Origin of the sequence: Clostridium aminobutyricum (assembly GCF_017255415.1) — a bacterium.
GTDB lineage: Bacteria > Bacillota > Clostridia > Peptostreptococcales > Anaerovoracaceae > Aminipila > Aminipila aminobutyrica.
On sequence record NZ_JAFJZZ010000002.1, the window covers coordinates 337,969 to 355,410 of the forward strand.

At 41.5% G+C, this 17,442-nt stretch carries 13 protein-coding genes; 3 read left to right on the forward strand and 10 right to left on the reverse strand.

Features of this window, described 5'->3' with window-relative positions:
• Window positions 1–121: 121 nt before the first annotated feature.
• Window positions 122–2,707 carry a bifunctional lysylphosphatidylglycerol flippase/synthetase MprF gene (gene mprF / locus JYB65_RS07850; RefSeq protein ID WP_206582098.1) on the forward strand — a complete coding sequence of 862 codons (2,586 nt, stop codon included), beginning with the start codon at window positions 122–124 and terminating at the stop codon, window positions 2,705–2,707.
• A gap of 25 nt (window positions 2,708–2,732) precedes the next feature.
• Here mprF and JYB65_RS07855 read toward each other — a convergent pair whose 3' ends face one another.
• From JYB65_RS07855 to JYB65_RS07885, 6 genes are all read right to left on the reverse strand, one after another.
• Entirely contained in the window at window positions 2,733–3,926 is a 1,194-nt protein-coding gene (locus tag JYB65_RS07855; protein ID WP_206582099.1) for a GGDEF domain-containing protein, read from the reverse strand.
• Between the two features lie 488 nt (window positions 3,927–4,414).
• The gene (locus JYB65_RS07860) at window positions 4,415–5,605 is read right to left on the reverse strand and encodes a pyridoxal phosphate-dependent aminotransferase (protein WP_206582100.1); all 1,191 of its coding nucleotides are present in this window, start codon (window positions 5,603–5,605) and stop codon (window positions 4,415–4,417) included.
• A complete protein-coding gene (buk, locus tag JYB65_RS15210; RefSeq protein ID WP_342366639.1) occupies window positions 5,602–7,614 on the reverse strand; it encodes a butyrate kinase in 2,013 nt (670 codons plus the stop codon). The genes JYB65_RS07860 and buk overlap by 4 nt, the downstream gene beginning before the upstream one ends.
• Window positions 7,615–7,712: 98 nt before the next feature.
• Window positions 7,713–8,285: an indolepyruvate oxidoreductase subunit beta gene (locus JYB65_RS07875; protein ID WP_206582101.1), complete on the reverse strand. Its 573-nt coding sequence runs from the start codon at window positions 8,283–8,285 to the stop codon at window positions 7,713–7,715.
• A gap of 2 nt (window positions 8,286–8,287) precedes the next feature.
• On the reverse strand, window positions 8,288–10,057 hold the full coding sequence (iorA, locus tag JYB65_RS07880; RefSeq protein WP_206582102.1) for an indolepyruvate ferredoxin oxidoreductase subunit alpha: 1,770 nt from the start codon (window positions 10,055–10,057) through the stop codon (window positions 8,288–8,290).
• Window positions 10,058–10,288: 231 nt separating this feature from the next.
• Window positions 10,289–10,750, reverse strand: a complete 462-nt coding sequence (locus JYB65_RS07885; RefSeq protein WP_245156622.1) for an Lrp/AsnC family transcriptional regulator — start codon at window positions 10,748–10,750, stop codon at window positions 10,289–10,291.
• A 244-nt stretch (window positions 10,751–10,994) separates the two neighbouring features.
• On the opposite strand from JYB65_RS07885, the gene speB reads away from it, so the two are divergent.
• The gene (gene speB, locus JYB65_RS07890; RefSeq protein ID WP_206582103.1) at window positions 10,995–11,939 is read left to right on the forward strand and encodes an agmatinase; all 945 of its coding nucleotides are present in this window, start codon (window positions 10,995–10,997) and stop codon (window positions 11,937–11,939) included.
• A 75-nt stretch (window positions 11,940–12,014) separates the two neighbouring features.
• Here the strand turns inward: speB and JYB65_RS07895 are convergent, their stop codons facing one another.
• The 3 genes from JYB65_RS07895 to JYB65_RS07905 all read right to left on the reverse strand — a co-directional run bounded on the left by JYB65_RS07895 (window position 12,015) and on the right by JYB65_RS07905 (window position 15,591).
• A complete protein-coding gene (locus JYB65_RS07895; protein WP_206582104.1) occupies window positions 12,015–13,721 on the reverse strand; it encodes a C69 family dipeptidase in 1,707 nt (568 codons plus the stop codon).
• A 190-nt stretch (window positions 13,722–13,911) separates the two neighbouring features.
• The gene (locus JYB65_RS07900) at window positions 13,912–15,045 is read right to left on the reverse strand and encodes a pyridoxal-phosphate-dependent aminotransferase family protein (protein ID WP_206582105.1); all 1,134 of its coding nucleotides are present in this window, start codon (window positions 15,043–15,045) and stop codon (window positions 13,912–13,914) included.
• An 18-nt stretch (window positions 15,046–15,063) separates the two neighbouring features.
• Window positions 15,064–15,591, reverse strand: coding sequence for an ECF transporter S component (locus JYB65_RS07905; protein ID WP_206582106.1), 528 nt, complete (start codon window positions 15,589–15,591; stop codon window positions 15,064–15,066).
• A gap of 275 nt (window positions 15,592–15,866) precedes the next feature.
• Between JYB65_RS07905 and JYB65_RS07910 the strand changes: the two genes are divergently transcribed.
• Entirely contained in the window at window positions 15,867–16,124 is a 258-nt protein-coding gene (locus tag JYB65_RS07910) for a TIGR03905 family TSCPD domain-containing protein (RefSeq protein ID WP_206582107.1), read from the forward strand.
• On the opposite strand, the gene JYB65_RS07915 is transcribed toward JYB65_RS07910, so the two are convergent.
• Complete coding sequence (locus JYB65_RS07915; protein WP_206582108.1) at window positions 16,102–17,430, reverse strand: D-serine ammonia-lyase; 1,329 nt, start codon at window positions 17,428–17,430, stop codon at window positions 16,102–16,104. The genes JYB65_RS07910 and JYB65_RS07915 overlap by 23 nt on opposite strands.
• Window positions 17,431–17,442 lie beyond the last annotated feature (12 nt).

The following is a 17,442-nucleotide window of genomic DNA, read 5'->3' on the forward strand; positions in this document are numbered from 1 at the left end:
ACTAATAGATTATTTATCGTTCAGTGCCATAGGCATGGGAAGGGATAAAGGCAGTAACTATTATTCAATCTGTAGTTGCTTGCCTATTCTTGAGGATAAGTAAATATTTAAAGGGGATAGTATGAACATCATTCAACGGATAAGAGTTTTTCTATTAAAACATTATAAAGGGGTTTCTAAATTATTTTTCGCAGGTGCACTGATTACACTCATTCTATATGAAGCAAGGCATCAACTGCAAGGCATTCACCTTGCAAGCTCTCTGCATACCATTCGCACGATTCCTGTTCAGTGGCTTTTACTATTTGCCGTACTAGGGATTATCGCTTCCATGTCGATGGTCTTTTATGATGTCTTCGCGTTAAAGAACTTAAAAAGTAAAATAGAAATAAAAGACTTATTCAGCATTTCTTTTGTTTCGAATGTATTAAATGCTTTATTTGGCTTCGGTGGAATCACAGGAATTTCGGTTAAAAAACTGCTCTTTAAAACGCGTTATATCGAGCCGGAGGAAGTAGCGTGCTATCACAATGTTTTGGCTTTATCGACTGTGACGGGCCTCTCTTTTCTTTCGATATTCACATTCTTTCATCTGCACAGCATTTCATTTATCATCGAGCAGCATCAATGGGTTTTGCTTTGTCTGCTGCTTGCCAGCTTATATTTGCCTGCCTATTTTTTTCTGGATCGCTTGGTGAAAGGCTGTCGGCTGTGGCCCGAGATTTTTGGTGCTTCAAAGCTGTTTATTTTAAGGGTTCAGCTTTTAACCGTATCCACCGGAGAATGGCTGTTGACCAGTGTGCTTTTCTATGCGCTGGTTCACTATTATAATACGGAGATTAGCTACATAAACACGCTGTCCATTTTCGTTATCGCCTCTATAATCGGTCTATTGAGTTTCTTGCCATGCGGTATCGGTGCCTTTGACTTAATCGCGGTTATTGCGCTTCAAATGATGGGGTTAACAGCAAGCCAGGCCATTGTCGTAGCGATCTTGTATCGAGTTTTCTATTATTTTATTCCGGCAGGAGTTGCCATCTTGGTTTTCTCTTTACAAGTTTTAAACCGTACGGAGCAAAAAGGGTATGCCATCAAATCAGACGCTTACGGCCAATTGATTGCAACCATTATGGCTACTATCGTATTAATGTGCAGCTTGGTTCTGCTAATCTCCGGTTTGACACCCGGTCTGATTTCAAGAAGTAAACTGATTGCAGATTTAACGTCGATTACGTTCCTGCAGTATTCCCGCAGTATCTCCATTGCCGTTGGCTTCATGCTTTTGATCACGGCAAAGGAAATATTCTTTCGGGTAAAACGCGCTTATCATGCTACGATGCTCCTCTTTTTGATCGGAGGCATTTTCACTTTTATTAAAGGACTTGATTTTGAAGAGTTTATTTTTATTCTCATTTCAATGGGTGTTCTGCGATTATCCAAAACCAACTTTTATCGAAAAAGTGTCTTGACTAAACCCAGCCATTTTATAGCAGCTTCACTCAGTGTTCTTGCACTTTTGATTGTGCATTTGAAGATCAGCCATAGCCTGTTTTTTCACTACATTAAGATATTCCACTATCCGCACCTAGGTTTTCATCACATTCATACGTTTATCCATTCGGGAATTGTGGTTTACAGTCTGTTTCTGCTTTTCATGATTGTTTGGTATATCAAGCGGGAGGGTATCGATGAAGATGCACGTTTTGAGGGAGCCGATGAAAAAAAGTTAAAAGAGTTCTTTGCAAAATATAAAGGGCATCACTTATCCCACTTGATTTATCTCGGCGATAAAAACTTGTTCTGGGCAGCGGACGGTCAAGTACTAATCGCCTATTCCAGATACTCCGACAAAGCCATTGTATTGGGTGATCCGATGGGTGAACCCGCTCTCTTTTCACAGGGAATCCAAGAATTCCAGCAATTCATCGACCTTTACGGCTATAAAGCTGCTTTTTATGAAGTCGAAGAATCCAATATGTCCATGTATCATGATAATGGCTTTTATTTTTTTAAGCTTGGAGAAGAAGCGGTAGTCGATTTATCTTGTTTTGAAATGCTGGGCTCCAATCGCAGAACGTTCCGCAATACGGTCAATCGGTTTGCGAAAGATGGATATGAATTTGAAGTGCTGTATCCGCCTTTTCGAGATGAATTTTTGGAAGAACTGGAACAAATCTCTTCGGAATGGCTGGGTAAAAGAAAAGAGATGGGTTTTTGCGTAGGATGGTTTAACAGAGACTACCTGCAGCAGTCTCCGATAGCTGTTGTAAAACGATCGGCAGATCAAGAGATCATAGCCTTTGTTTCTTTGACCTATCATGATCAACAGCGAGAAACGATCGGTATTGATTTGATGCGGTTTAAAAATAATGTACCGAATTCAACCATGGACTTTATTTTCATTCGTTTGTTGATGTATTTTAAAGAAGAAGGCTACCATTATTTTAGCTTCAGTGTTGCTCCCCTCTCTCAAGTGGGTGCGGGTCCTAAGGCACATCTTGCGGAAAAAGTGGCTCACTTCGTATATAAACATGGCAGACTCATTTATAGTTTTGAAGGGTTGCGTAAATTTAAAAATAAATTCGATCCGGATTGGGCCCCTATGTACCTAGCTTATCCTCAGTTTGTTTCTTTAGCTGCGCTTTTAATTGAAATCTCGCTGCTCGTAAATAAAACAAAGGCGAAATCTTTAAAGGACTCCAACTAGGAGTCCTCTTTTAATCTACCGTATATCAGGCTGTTTCCACTCGGTTTCTGCCTTTCTCTTTTGCACTATACAGCGCTTTATCCGCATCCTTATATGCGAATTCAAGTGTGTCAGTCGTGTCGATTTTCAATCCGGCCACACCAAAGCTTGATGTAACCTGAATGTCTTTTTCTTTAATAAAGAACGCTTTCTTTTCAATGGTCTTTCTGAGTTTCTCCGCAATTTCTGTGCCTTCCACTGTTGACGTATGGGGCAATAGTATCAGAAACTCATCACCGCCCCATCTGGCAACGGAATCTGTTTTCCGAACATTTTTCTTCAATAAAGAAGCCATTTGTTTAATCACCATATCGCCTATAGGATGACCGTAATTGTCATTAATCTCTTTAAAAAAATCAATATCTGAAATGATTAAGCAAGACTCATGCTCATGGTGAAGGATATCATAGATCTCACTTTGAAGCAGTTCTTCAAATTTTCTTCTGCTGTAAAGCCCCGTCAATGAATCATAAAAAGCAAGAGTCTGAAGCTTTAAGTTACTTTGTTCCAATACCTCCTGCTGGGTTGAAATCACTCTTTTTTGTATGATGCTCGATTTATTAGTCTGCCACATGATTAATGAAATACAGAAACCGATCCCAATCGCAGTAATCGCATTGATTCGGTCGGAAAGCAAGATAATCGGACTGAGCTGTGCCAATCCAATCGTATAATGAAATCCAGCATATGCTGCCAGATATAAAATCAAGGCGAAGACCGGTCTCATCAGAAAGACCGCGCCGGTAATCGTACAAGCAACTAAAAATGGTGTTATATTGGTCGTAACAAGCTGATCGATAAAAGTGATAATCGTTCCAAATATAAACGTATTTATGTTAATAAATCCTTGAATAAACCTCATACTAAAATTGGCTTTTTCTTTTTCTCTGATTAAAAAGCACCAGATGCCTGTCACCGCAAAGATGATAAATAAGACGCTATGGCTTATAATAATTCCTTTACGCCATTCCATTAAGATTTGATCTTCTATTTCTGCATTTAGATTTAAAACAACTATGCTGGTCAAATTTACGATCATTCCAATAACAGAAAAATAGGATATCCTCTTAAAGTTCATTAACGTAATCTCGTTCATAATAGAATTGTTAACCCATATAGTATCTACTATCAAATTTATATTTGCTTTGATTGTATTTTGTATACAAGTTACGACATTCATTCTCGAAACTCCTTCATTACTATATAAACATTGTTTCTAAATCGGTATTTACATCTAAACATTTATTTAACTTCCTTAAGCTCGCATGGTTAATATTACGCTACAAACCAGCAATTTTCAACAGTTATTTACATTATTTGCAACGTATTTCCAGCCTATAGTCTTATCTATATTCGTGATCTCATTTTTTATTCATTGTATGTTACTAAACTTTATTTTGATACCTTATTAAAACAATTAATCGACAGAAAGTGAGTCCGATAAAATTTCCGGTACATAAAAAAATGGCTTCGCCACTCCGCTAGGGAACCCTATGGCTCCCTTCGGCGCTCACGTCATTCGCTGCGCACCCTCCTGGATCGGCAAAGAGACTTCCACCCCTCTGCACTTCCCTTTTTTATGTAATAGGAAAAGCCAACGACATTTCCTATTACATAAAAAAACAAGGCCCTCTTCAGAAGAACCTTGCTTCAATTATGTATCTGCGATTATTTATTTTTTATGTCTTCGATTAGCTTCTTAAACTGCGGTAGCGCATGAATGATGGTGTCATAGGCCACACAATATACAATTCGCACATAACCCGGACAACCAAATGCACTTCCCGGTACGATCAATATTCTATAATCCTTAGCGACTCTGCAAAACGCTACATCATCTTCGATCGGTGCCTTTACAAATAAGTAGAAAGACCCCTCCGGCTTAATGCATTCATAGCCGAAATCCGTGAGGCCGTTGTAAAGAGCTTCTCTATTTCGGTTGTAAATCTCAATATCTACAGAACAATCTAAGCACCTTGCAACCATTCTTTGCATGAGGGATGGTGCATTCACAAAGCCCATGATACGATTCGCTGTACTTGCTGCAACCATCAGATTTTCAAAATCTGCCACTTCTTCCGGCACAACCAAATAGCCGATTCGATCACCGGGCAAAGAAAGGGATTTGCTGTAGGAATAGCCAATGATTGTGTTTTTAAAATAATGTGGTACATAAGGAACTTCTGCGCCATCGTACACCAATTCTCTGTAAGGTTCATCTGCAACCAAATAAATGTCGATGCCGAATTCTTTTTCTTTTTCTGTCAGAATGGCGGCAAGTTCTTTCAGCGTGGCTTCCGAATAAACGACTCCCGTTGGATTGTTCGGCGAATTGATCAGGACGGCCTTTGTCTTTTGCGTAATACTGCCTTTCAAAGTTTCCAAATTCGGCTGGAAGGTTTCCGTATTCGGCGGTATGGTCACCAGCTTGCCGCTATAGTTGGCTATATAGCTGCGATATTCTCCAAAGTATGGCGCAAATACGATGACTTCATCCCCCGGATCCAATAAGGTCTTGAAAATAACATTTAACCCGCCGGCTGCACCCACGGTCATCAAAATGTTATCGGCCTTTAATGTTGCCGAAAACTTCTTATTGAGATGTTCTGCAATCTTCGCTCTTACATCTTCATAGCCGGCATTGTTCATATAGCCGTGAACAAACGTAGGCTCTTCTTCATTTAGCACATCAAGAATCGCCTGCTTGATTTCTTCCGGCGGATTTAAATTGGGATTTCCTAAGCTGAAATCATATACATTTTCAGCTCCGTAAATTTTCGCTAGTTTAGCACCTTCTTCAAACATCGCCCGAATGGCAGAACTGCCTGTCACATAGCTTTCCATACTTTTTGCAATCATTTTCTATTGTCCTCCTTTGGCAATACATACTCTTTCGCAGTCTCTTCGCCTTTTAAAAGTCTCAAGGCCCCCAAGGACAATGCTTCCATCTCATCCTCACCGGGCGCCACTTCAATCGGTGCTATAAACTGAACTCTTTCGGTGACCATTTCTACCATCTTTGCTGAATAAGCCAAACCTCCCGTTAAAATGATAAAATCAACTTTACCTTTTAAAACAGGAGCCAGTTCTCCGATTCCTTTTGCCACCTGATAAGCCAATGCTTCATACAGAAGCTCCGCTTTCTGATTGCCTTCCGCAATCATTTTTTCAATCTTCCTGCAATCCGAAGTTCCTAAATAAGCTTTGAGTCCTCCTTCGCCTCGGATTTTTTTGATCATCTGTTTTTTATTATACTTTCCGGAATAACACATATCTACAATATACAGCAGCGGCAGTCCGCCTGCGCGCTCCGGAGCAAACGGCCCCGCATCATCCCGTATCGCATCGATGATTTTTCCGCCGCTGTGGACCCCGATGCTGATGCCTCCGCCCATATGCACCACAATCAGGTTCAACTCCTCATAGGTTTTACCATATTTCTGAGCTACTTTTCGAGATACGGCTTTCATATTTAATACATGGCACATACTTTGCCTTCGTACTTCAGGCATACCTGTTATTTTAGCGATCTCTTCAAACTCGTCTGATGTCACCGCATCGTAAATATACGCGGCTATTCCCAGTGGCTGAGCCATTTTATGAGCCAAGAGTGCGCCTAAATTAGAGGCATGCGGGGAGGCCAATCCGGTTTGTAAGGCGTCCAGCATCGCGTCATTTACCACATAACCGCCGCTGCCCATGTTTGGAAGGAGTCCCCCTCTTCCAACGACAGCCGTCAACTCATTAAGATTGACGTTTTCTTTTTTCAATACCGATTCAATCAGTTGATATCTAAATTCCAATTGATCGGTCAGTTCTTCAAATTCAGCCAACTCTTCCGACGTATGTTCGATAGTGTGTTCAAATACCTTTTTATCCTCTTCATACAACGCAACCTTTGTTGAAGTAGAGCCCGGATTAATGGCTACTATTTTATTTTTATGATCTGCTCTTTGGTCCTTTACCCACATGTTAGATGCCGCAGACGCTAATACTAGGGATAAATATTTTTCTTCCGAGCTGGCCCCTCTTGATACTAAAACAATCGGAGCCTTCGCCCCTACGATGATCCCTGCCATCCTGCTTCCCGCATTAAAAAGCAGCGCCTTGGCAAGCAGATTTCCGGTTGTCATATCCGGGGTTAAAAGAATATCGGTATTCCCCGTCACCGGACTGTCATACCCTTTTATATAGGCAGATTCTTTACTCATCATCAAGTCATAGGAAATAGGCCCTTCTACGATGCAGCCGGTTATTTTCCCTTCCAGATTCATTTTTTTCAGCTGTGCAGCATCCAGGGATTCCTGAATCTCATCATTGATCACTTCCGTCGCAGCTAAAGCGGCAACCTTCGGCAGTTCATAGCCCAACTGCTTCAGCACGGAAACTGCATTTTGGATAATCATCGCTTTTTGCGGTACCGTTGGATAAGGGATCATTCCGCCGTCTGTGATGACGATTAATTTACGATAACCGGGTATTTCAAACAGTCCCACATGAGACATGATACCGCCTGTACGAAGGCCTGTTTCCCGATTGACTACTTGTCTCAGTAAATCGGCCGTTTGAATCTTCCCTTTCATAATAAAATCCGCTTCACCTTCTCGAATCATCAAAACAGCTTTTTTAGCCGCTTCCATGTCATCCGTTAAATGAATCATCGTTGCATCCGAAAAAGAAAAACCTTCTTTATTAATAATTTCCCGTATTTGAGCAGTGTCTCCGATTAATATCGGAGACACAATGCCGTTTTCATACGCCCTATTAATTCCTTCTAATGTGTGCTCATCATGAGCTGCCACAACTACTACTTTTTTCTTTTGAGGATTTTTTTGAACCAGTTCGATTAGTTCTTCAAAATTTCTCATATATTTTATGCTCTCCTCAAATTTTGTTTTTGTTCAGCCGGATTGAAACAAACCCGACTCGCTGCCTGACAGCTCAAGAATTTACGTCTTTTCATAAATTATAATTGAAAACCTGCTTCAAAGGCTTTTAAATTAATTTCTTCAAATCCTTTTTTCACGTTATTCACAATTGCCTTTTTCCAATCAGCGCCGTCTACATTCATCGCCTTTACAAGTGCACCGAGAAGCACAATATTCATGGTTTTACTGTTGCCGATAGCTTCTGCAATTTCTGCTGCTTTTATCACAATCACGGAAACTTTTTCGGATAATTCTTCTAGAATGCCCTGCGGATATTCAACCTTGCCCATTAAAATAGGAACGGATGGGATTTCAAAATCATTAATGACCATCTTTCCTTCCGGTCTTAGGTATTCCACCCATCTTAACGCTTCCATCTTTTCGAATGCGACAATAACGTCTGCTTCCCCTTTTCCGACAATCGGTGAAAACACTTGCTTTCCGTATCGTATCTGGGTGCTGACATTTCCGCCTCGCTGCGACATGCCGTGAATTTCGGACATCTTCACTTCATATCCGGCTTCTACCAGACCTTCCGTCAAAATTTTGCTGGCAAGAATGGTGCCCTGACCGCCAACACCTACTAATAATATATTTTTAACGTCACTCATGACTATACCTCCTCAATTGCATCAAACGGACAAGCCTGTGCACATACTGCGCAGCCGGTACAAGATGTTTGCTCGATTTCAATAATTTTACCGGAATGAATAGCCGGACAACCGACACCGACGCAAATTCTGCACTTTTTGCATTGTTCCTGATTGATTGCACATTTCTTAGGCGATAGATCAAAATCCTTTTTATCCTGTGCGCTGAATTTCTTTAAAATACAAGGCCACTTTGTAATGATGACCGTCGGCTCTTCTTTTGCCAATGCGTCGTCAAGCGCTTTGTTTACTTCATCCAGCTTATTTGGATTGATGACATACATATTTTCCTGCTTAATACCGATTGCAAGGCAAAGCTTTTCGATATCCACCTCTACGGTTTCTTCTCCCATCAACGTATATCCTGTTCCGGGATTTTCCTGATGTCCGGTCATGCCGGTTATTCTATTATCCAAGATGACGGAAACACAGTTACTCTTATTGTAAACGGCATCAATCAAACTGGTAATACCGGAATGGAAGAAGGTTGAATCACCGATCACAGAAACGACCTTTAAGTCCTGATTTCCTGCCTTCTTCAGCGCCTGAGCAGCACCATGTCCTGCACTGATACTGCCGCCCATGCAGAAACAAGTGTCCATAGCGGAAAGCGGAGGTGCAGAGCCAAGGGTGTAGCAACCGATGTCTCCTGTGATAATCAAGTTCTTTTTCTTGCTTAGACCATAGTAGAAGCCTCTGTGAGGGCATCCTGCACAAAGTGTAGGCGGTCTCATAACCGCTTCTTTGGTCACTTTAATGCCTTCATTCTTTTCACCGAAAACAGCTTGACGTACGATATCCGTATTTAATTCATCGTATTCCGGGATCACTTCTTTTCCGATACAGCTGATTCCTGCCATCTTTAGATGATTTTCTATGTATGGGTCCATCTCTTCAATAACGTAAAGTTTTTTCACCTTACTTGCAAACTCTTTGATAAGAGCCATCGGCATAGGGAACGTCATTCCTAATTTTAGATAAGATACCTGTTCACCGAATACTTCTCTTGCATACTGATAAGCGATTCCGGAGCTGATAACGCCGATTTCGTCTCCATTGTATTCCGGCTTATTGATTTCAGCTGTAACAGCATATTCTTCCATTGCTTTCAGCCTGCCTACCAGATTTCTTCGCATTATTTTTCCGTTTGCCGGAGTCGCAACAAACTTTGAAATATTCTTTTCATATTTTACGATGGGTTTTTCCACCCGCTCGCCCAGTTCCACAAGACTTTTGCTGTGACAGACTCTTGTGGTCATACGAAGCAGAACCGGTGTATCGAATCGCTCTGAAAGTTCAAGGCCAAGCTTCATGAAGTCTTTTGCTTCTTGACTGTCGGAAGGCTCCAGCATCAATAGTCTAGCAGCTGTGGCATAATTTCTGTTATCCTGCTCATTCTGTGAGCTATGCATCCCCGGATCATCTGCAGAAACCAATACGCAGCCTCCGGTTACGCCTGTATATGCGAATGTAAACAATGGGTCTGCCGCTACATTTACTCCTACATGCTTCATCGCTGCCATGGATCGTACTCCTGCAACGGAAGCTCCTATTGCTGCCTCAAGAGCAACTTTTTCATTTGGCGCCCATTCACAATAAATATCTTCTTTATAGTTCACTATATTTTCCAGGATTTCTGTACTTGGTGTTCCCGGATATGCTGAAGCAAATACAAGTCCACCTTCATATGCTCCTCGTGCGACTGCTTCATTTCCTGTCATGATCGCTTTCATGTCCATCCTCCTATAACCTCTACTTTTATATAATAACTATACTCCAATTTTACTACATATCAAAGTATAAAAATAAAACGGAATTAACTTTGTATTTTAATTGATACATATGCTTGAATCCAGTGGGATCCACCTGAATTGAATCTTATTTGGTGTGATTTGCAAATGAATTTATTTTTTTCGGCCAAAAAATTATAACATTTTATGTTGTTTGACACAAGTTTTTGCCTTTTATTTTTCCTTTTTACCAATAATCTCCTTTTTGGTAAAATACGATTTCAGCAGTACAGAAGTCTGTGATGTTCCGTATATTTTAATTTGTCCGAGCAAGGCTTCCAGTGCTTCCGAATCATCGACGAATATTTTTAAAAGGGAATTATGAACGCCTACAATGTGATGATGTTCCATGATCGCTTCTGTATTCTCACAAAATTTGCAGAACAACTCATATTTCTTAGGATATACATCTACGTTGATATATGCCGAAATGCCTTTTCCGAGCTTCATTATATCGATTTCAGCCGTATACCCTTTTATAATGCCGGCACTTTCAAGTCTTCGGATTCGTTCCGCTACAGCCGGCGAGGTTAAGCTCACCTGCTGTCCGATCTCCTTGATGGTGCTTCTCCCGTCCTTTTGCAAAATATTGATGATGTTATAATCCGTATTATCCATAGTCTTATCCTTTGACAAAATGCCTCCCTGTTCTATGCTTAATTTAATTAAGCGGGCCGCCTCATAAACTTAATAATATTAATATTTTTCAGTATAACAAATTTTTTCTCTTATGTACACAATTTAAAATTAATACTATACTTGATTATGCGTAAATGTTGAGATTGAAATTTTGCGGGTTTACAATGGGCAATCGTTGCAAGCGTCTGTCATAGCTTGCCCGATTATATAACACAGACCGAAAACTAGGAGGCATTATAAAATGGATAGAATCAATCAACCGATTACAGGAATTTGTTCCTTTGCCAAATACCCGATCTGCACCGATTTAGACCAGCTGGATGCAGATATGGCCATTCTGGGGGTTCCCTATGACTTAGGTGTAGGTTTTCTAAGCGGCTCAAGACTAGCTCCACGCCGAATCAGAGAAGCCTCTACTCAGTACGCTCGCGGAGAGGCCGGTTTCTATAACTTCGAAACAGACGAACAGCTATTGGCAGCTCCTATCAAGATAATGGATTGCGGCGATGCCGACATTTTACAAGGTGATTTGAATTATTCTTTTGAACAAATTGAGTATGCCGTACGAAAAATCATTGAAAAAGGCGCGATTCCCATTGTCATAGGCGGCGATCACTCGATTTCCATTCCGGTGGGGAGAGCCTTGGAAAGTATTCACGATAACGTCAGTGTGGTTCAATTTGATGCACATTTAGATTGGACGGATCACGTAGGGCCTCAAATTTACGGAAACGGCAGCCCTATGCGGCGACTGTCCGAGATGGAACACATTGATAAGATGGCGCAGATTGGCCTGCGGGGCATCGGAAGCAGCAAAGAATCCGATTTTATGGAGGCGAAGGCCTACGGCAGCCAGCTTATCTCTGCACGTGAAGTACATAAAATCGGAGTGGAAGGAGTTTTAAAGAAAATTCCTAAAGCAGAGAAGTATTTTGTTACCGTAGACATTGACGGTTATGATATGTCTATCGCACCGGGCGTTGCCTCCCCTTATCCCGGAGGGCTGTTTTACGATCAAGTGATTGATATCTTTGAAGGAATCTGTCAAATGGGCGAAATCGTTGCTATTGATTTGGTAGAAGTCGCTCCGCAATATGATCCTACCGGCATCACAGTACGGCTCGCCGCATTGACACTAATCAGTATGATGGCACAAGTGGCGAAGCATAAAAAAAGCCTCCTTTAATACCGCAGCATTAAAACGAGAGTGTCTCAAAGAAATTCTTTTGAGTCACCCTCGTTTATTTTTTGGGTTAGTTTGTTATATAGTCATCACAAAATTAAGGGGTATATACGTTACTCCATCTTTTACCGTTGGGACATATTCCAGTTTAATCTCTGTGCTCTTTCCGTTTTTAGTGACGATACACAGGTCTTCCCCAATTGTCAAACTGTATACGGTATTACCCTTTGTTATTTTTATCGGCGTTCCATTTCCAGCCCATTTTACCGTATATCCTTTTGCCGCTGCTGCATCACGCAAAGAGATGTCTGCAACAAACGGATTGCCCAGCTTCGCCGCTGTACGCCCATATCGATCCATTACAAAGAACAATAGTTGATCGTATAAATGATCTGCATCCTTACATGCTTTTTGTGCAATGCTCCTATGTAAATCCGTCACATATTTTTTCGCTTGCTGCGGATCTTTCTTATATAACGTTACCATCTCTTTTTCAGCGTTTTGCATTTGCGCATAAAGCTGTTCTTCATAGAAATTCCAATAATCTCTTACTCCTTGACCGTAGAAACTTCTATTTTGCTCCGCTAAGGTACAGATTCTCTTAAACTTCCAATATGCACCATTCTCATTGTAAAATTCGCCATCCACCTTATAAGCTTCGTAGGTATCTGTAATCCCGCTGAAGTTCGGTAAAAAGACGGAATGCTCTGCATTCCCCATAGCAAGCCACTGTAACGCAGAAATTTCTTGAGGATAATCCTCTCGAATCTGTATCACGTGAATCTGTGACTGGCGTTCCACTCCAATTACTCTTAACTCTTCATTCCCTGGAAGGGATGCATCAAACTTTGTTCCTTCATATCGATTTCGCAAAACATCCATTACCTGCAATGCAGAGACCTTTGCATCCGGTTTATAAAACAACGGATAATAAGCATTCGTTGCATAGTCTCCAACGGATGATGGAGATAACAGCTTGTGTCCCATCCAAGTACGCATATTGGAATAGTCTTCTCTTGCTTCACCGAAGGTTGCCGCTAAATTTACTAAATTGTTCTCTTTCTTCGTCCAACCATTCTTATCCGCAGTAGTAAATAAATCCTTTTGATACTTAAAGTTATGAGTATCCGCAGGATCAACGGCATCGATCATAAATTGATTGCCAAATACGGCGACCTTATCCGCGGGCATTTTTTGTGCGGCCCATAGATGTCCGCTGTATACTTCAAAAATCCATGCTTCTTTTTGATCGGCAAGCAGGATCACGTTCCCCTCTTCAGATCCATAGGTTTCAATAGTTTCTGCTAGAAGGTCTACTCCTTCTTCGGCTGTTTTACACGTGGCAGCCACAATGCCTGTAAGAACGGCTTCTCTTAAACTTCCTTCTACAAATGGGTCAGCCTCTTCCACTTCCGGTCTTGGCGATGCAGACACCGTTGCACTGATGCTTAGGCCATATTCGTTTGTACATGCGCCCGGATATGGGCCGTCTCCAGCTTCGGAATAATCCGGAACCATTGTATACTGATAGGTTGTTGCCGGAAGCGGATAGGAAAATCCATTGACATCATCCATTGTGCGCCCCGGAACATTTTCAACCCTGTCCACTACAACAAACAGCTTGTTGTAGGCACCGGTTCCTTGATCTTCACTTCTAGCAATAATGGTACTCCCATCCGTGCTTACCTCTTTTCCGACATAAACAGCGGTACAAGCAAATGTACTGACCGTGCTTAGTAATAGGGATATTACCAGCGTAATTGCCATCACTTTAAATTTTCTCATGTTGTTTCTCCTCTTCATTAAAATACACAAATATAGTAATAAGGTATGTCTAACAGACGGTATCTTATGCATGGGATTAACGCCTAAATTTTCGCTTAACTTGACAAAATTTAGTACTGAAAAGGAACTGAATGAATAAAACCCGCTCAATGATGATTGGAGTTCATTGAACGGGTTTTGAATTTATTTCTTATTGATTACATTCTGCCAAAAATACTTCGGTCATATCGCATTGGATAGGAAACCCTAATCCTTTCAAGGTTTTGGTCATGGCATCCATCACTTCTACCAAGTTTTCCGGATACGCATTTTCCCCCATATGCCCGATTCGAATGACTTTTCCGGCAAGGATATCAAAGCATCCGGCGATCATCACTTGATACGTTTCTTTCATTACATCCAGGATTTGTTTATCGGTATAACCTTCAGGCACTTGAATAACCGTAACGGTGTTGGCATACCCTTCCTTCAGATACAGCTGAAGACCCGCTGCCAGAACGGCTTTTCTTGTAGCTCTGGCCACTTTTTCGTGTCTGCTTAAAATCTCTTTGTCTTGAATCACATTGTCAATGGCTGCCCTCAATCCGTAGATATCACTGATCGGCATGGTGTATGGGAACCATTTTTCTGCATAATAATTTTTGAAGGTTAAAATATTTGCATAGAATGCCGCAATCGGAGTTTTTCGGTTTTCCATAGCAGCTATCGCTTTCTCACTCACCCATAGCATGGTCAATCCCGGAGGCGCAGACAGTGCTTTTTGAGAGCCGCCGCATAGAATATCGATTTTACTTTCATCCACATTGACAACTTCACCGAACATCGCCGCCACAGAATCCACCACGGTTAGGATGTTGTATTCCGCAAGTAAATTGCAGATAGCATGGATATCATTTAAAACCCCGCTCGGTGTATCACAATGCACGACAGTCGCATACTTAAAATCTGAATCTTTTTCCAGAAAGCTTCTCAGTTCTTCCGCATCCACAGGCTGCTGATAGTCGGATACAAAGGAAACCGCTTTGCCTCCGTACATCGTTACAAAATCAGCAAAACCTCTTCCGAAAATCCCATTGTCTATTACCAATACACGGTCATTCGGCTCGGTTAATGAGGCACAAGCTGCTTCCAATCCCAAAATTCCTTCCCCTCCTAAGATGTAGACTTCATTTTTCGTATGCATCAGCTGCGCCAAAAGGTCACAGGTTTCTTTATAAAACTCACAAAATGCAGGATCTATGTCGGGATTGGTGCACTCCAAACTTCTTGCTAAACGAACATTCTCTTTTACCCTTGTCGGGCCCGGTGTCATGATCTTATACATTACTCCGCACTCCTTTTTCTATATTTTAGCCAACTTTTTAAGCCGCTCCGCAATCGGCAATACAATAATAGCGGCAATCACGACCTGCATCACATTGCCCGGTATAGAACCGAACGGAGCAACCCAATTGCCGTATAAAATCACTTCTGTAAAATAATAGCCGACAATTTTTATGATAAGCGCAGCAATAATAGCGATTGTATTGACAACAATCGGTTTCCAAGGAACTTTTTCCGTGATTAATCCGACTAGGAAGCCCATTGTTCCTACTATAACGAACGTAAACGGTGCCCACGCGGTCCATCCGGAAATCACATCGAACATGCCCATTCCAAACGCTCCTGCGATGGCTCCTGTCTTTTTTCCATAGACCATTGCAGCGATAAACAGCGGTACATTCCCCAGATGGATAAGACCGCCATTGCCCATAAACGGCAGCCTTATATTAATAAACATGGTAGCCGCCAGGGTTAACGCGATAAATAGTGCATTGATGACCAACATTTTCGTTGCATTTCTTGAAACTTCTGCAGTATTTGTACTCATAATTTCGTTCTCCTTTTGTTGTAATAGTTTACCTGTTTTTCCATTATACAAAATAACTGATTATATTAAAATACTCAATTCTATTTATTTTAATATATACAATACTGCTTTTTATCTATGATATGAGAGCCTTTTACTATTCTGTAATACAAATAAATAAAAAAAACAGAGTACACCTTTGTACTCCATTTTTGTTTTGATTTCTTAGTGTCAAATTCACGGACCCATGATACAATATTAGTAGATGACAGACTTTAGAGAAAGGAATTTATTTCATGCTATACAATTATAAACCCCGCGGTGTATGTGCCCAAAATCTATCCTTTGAAATTGAAGACGACAAAGTTAAAAATGTTGAATTCTATGGCGGCTGCAACGGAAACCTAAAAGGCATTGCCTGTCTTATCGAGGATATGCCCGTGGATCAAGTTATAAAAAAACTGGAAGGTCTTCACTGCGGTCATAAATCTACATCATGTCCGGATCAATTGGCCAAAGCTTTATTAGAAGCTATCGAAGAAAAGTCGAAGTAGCTTTATCATAGTATTGCTGCATTTCTTCGCTCGGAACCATACTACCACCGGTCGCCCACAAAATATGGGTGGCCTTTTTTATTTTGCTTTCCAAGTGATACATCTTCAAATATTCTTTATGTTGAAGAACTCTTGCAACCGTGTCAAACGTCGCGCAGGCCGACGGCTCAATCCATATATTTTCCGAATCTGCCAGTGCTTTCAGGTAACGGAATAACTTATGATCGTCTATCGTCGATATACCATCAATGAGCATCTCTAAGGTTTTCCCCACTAATCTGGAAGGTCTGCCTACTGCCAGCCCGTCTGCTGCCGTTTTGCCGTCGAGGCCGATATCCTCTACGGAGATTTCGTCGTGCAAGCCCGTTATCATGCCCAGTGCCATGCAAGGTGCGTGAGTTGGTTCAGCAAAAAAGCAATGCGCATGCTCGCCGAATATTTTCTTAATCCCATAGGTCACTCCCCCCGGTGCACCGCCGACTCCGCAAGGAATATAGATCAATAGCGGATGGTCTTCATCCACGGTTACCCTTTGCTCGATTAACTGAGCGGCCAGCCGTTTTCCTGCCGTAGCATACCCCAGAAATAAATCCAAAGACCCTTCGTCGTCCACAAAGTGGCAGGTTGGATTTCCTTCCGCGGCTTTCCGCCCTTCCGACACTGCTTTCTGATAACTATCTTGATATTCGATTACAGTCGCGCCTTTTTCACGCAATAACTCCTTTTTCCACTGTCTTGCGTCAGAGGACATATGGACGGTCACATCAAACCCTAATTGAGCACTCATGATACCGATGGATAGTCCTAAATTACCCGTAGAGCCTACTGCTACACTGTATTTTCCAAACATCGCTTTAAAGTGATCCTCTGCAAAGACTTCATAGTTGTCCTCTAACGAAATTTTACCTTCATGCATCGCCACCTCTTCGGCAAATTTTAAAACTTCATGAATACCGCCTCGGGCTTTTATGGAGCCTGATACGGGCAAATGACTATCACATTTTAACAGGAGCCTGCCGGTATGCTCCACGCCGAGCATCTGTGATAATGCTTTCTGCATAGTGGGAATATCCCGCAGCGGAGATTCAATAATTCCGCCGCTTTTTTCTGTTTCGGGGAATACTTTTCTGATATAAGGCGCAAAACGCTGAAGCCGTGCTTCCGCTAAATCAATATCCTCTTGGGTAATCTGTTTTGAAAAACAATTTTCTTTGCCCTTGGGATTTATCCAAAAAATTTCTCGGCCTTGCGCCATGGCGTTTACGGTTTCGCCGAACCTTTTTAAATTTTCTACTTTTCTTGACATTGCATCCTCCCA

What these genes read in the sequence shown, in the direction of transcription:
- mprF (WP_206582098.1), top strand. Translation starts at nt 122, where the DNA reads ATGAACATCATTCAACGGATAAGAGTTTTTCTATTAAAACATTATAAA.
- JYB65_RS07855 (WP_206582099.1), bottom strand. Translation starts at nt 3,926, where the DNA reads ATGAATGTCGTAACTTGTATACAAAATACAATCAAAGCAAATATAAAT.
- JYB65_RS07860 (WP_206582100.1), bottom strand. Translation starts at nt 5,605, where the DNA reads ATGATTGCAAAAAGTATGGAAAGCTATGTGACAGGCAGTTCTGCCATT.
- buk (WP_342366639.1), bottom strand. Translation starts at nt 7,614, where the DNA reads ATGAGAAATTTTGAAGAACTAATCGAACTGGTTCAAAAAAATCCTCAA.
- JYB65_RS07875 (WP_206582101.1), bottom strand. Translation starts at nt 8,285, where the DNA reads ATGAGTGACGTTAAAAATATATTATTAGTAGGTGTTGGCGGTCAGGGC.
- iorA (WP_206582102.1), bottom strand. Translation starts at nt 10,057, where the DNA reads ATGAAAGCGATCATGACAGGAAATGAAGCAGTCGCACGAGGAGCATAT.
- speB (WP_206582103.1), top strand. Translation starts at nt 10,995, where the DNA reads ATGGATAGAATCAATCAACCGATTACAGGAATTTGTTCCTTTGCCAAA.
- JYB65_RS07895 (WP_206582104.1), bottom strand. Translation starts at nt 13,721, where the DNA reads ATGAGAAAATTTAAAGTGATGGCAATTACGCTGGTAATATCCCTATTA.
- JYB65_RS07900 (WP_206582105.1), bottom strand. Translation starts at nt 15,045, where the DNA reads ATGTATAAGATCATGACACCGGGCCCGACAAGGGTAAAAGAGAATGTT.
- JYB65_RS07905 (WP_206582106.1), bottom strand. Translation starts at nt 15,591, where the DNA reads ATGAGTACAAATACTGCAGAAGTTTCAAGAAATGCAACGAAAATGTTG.
- JYB65_RS07910 (WP_206582107.1), top strand. Translation starts at nt 15,867, where the DNA reads ATGCTATACAATTATAAACCCCGCGGTGTATGTGCCCAAAATCTATCC.
- JYB65_RS07915 (WP_206582108.1), bottom strand. Translation starts at nt 17,430, where the DNA reads ATGTCAAGAAAAGTAGAAAATTTAAAAAGGTTCGGCGAAACCGTAAAC.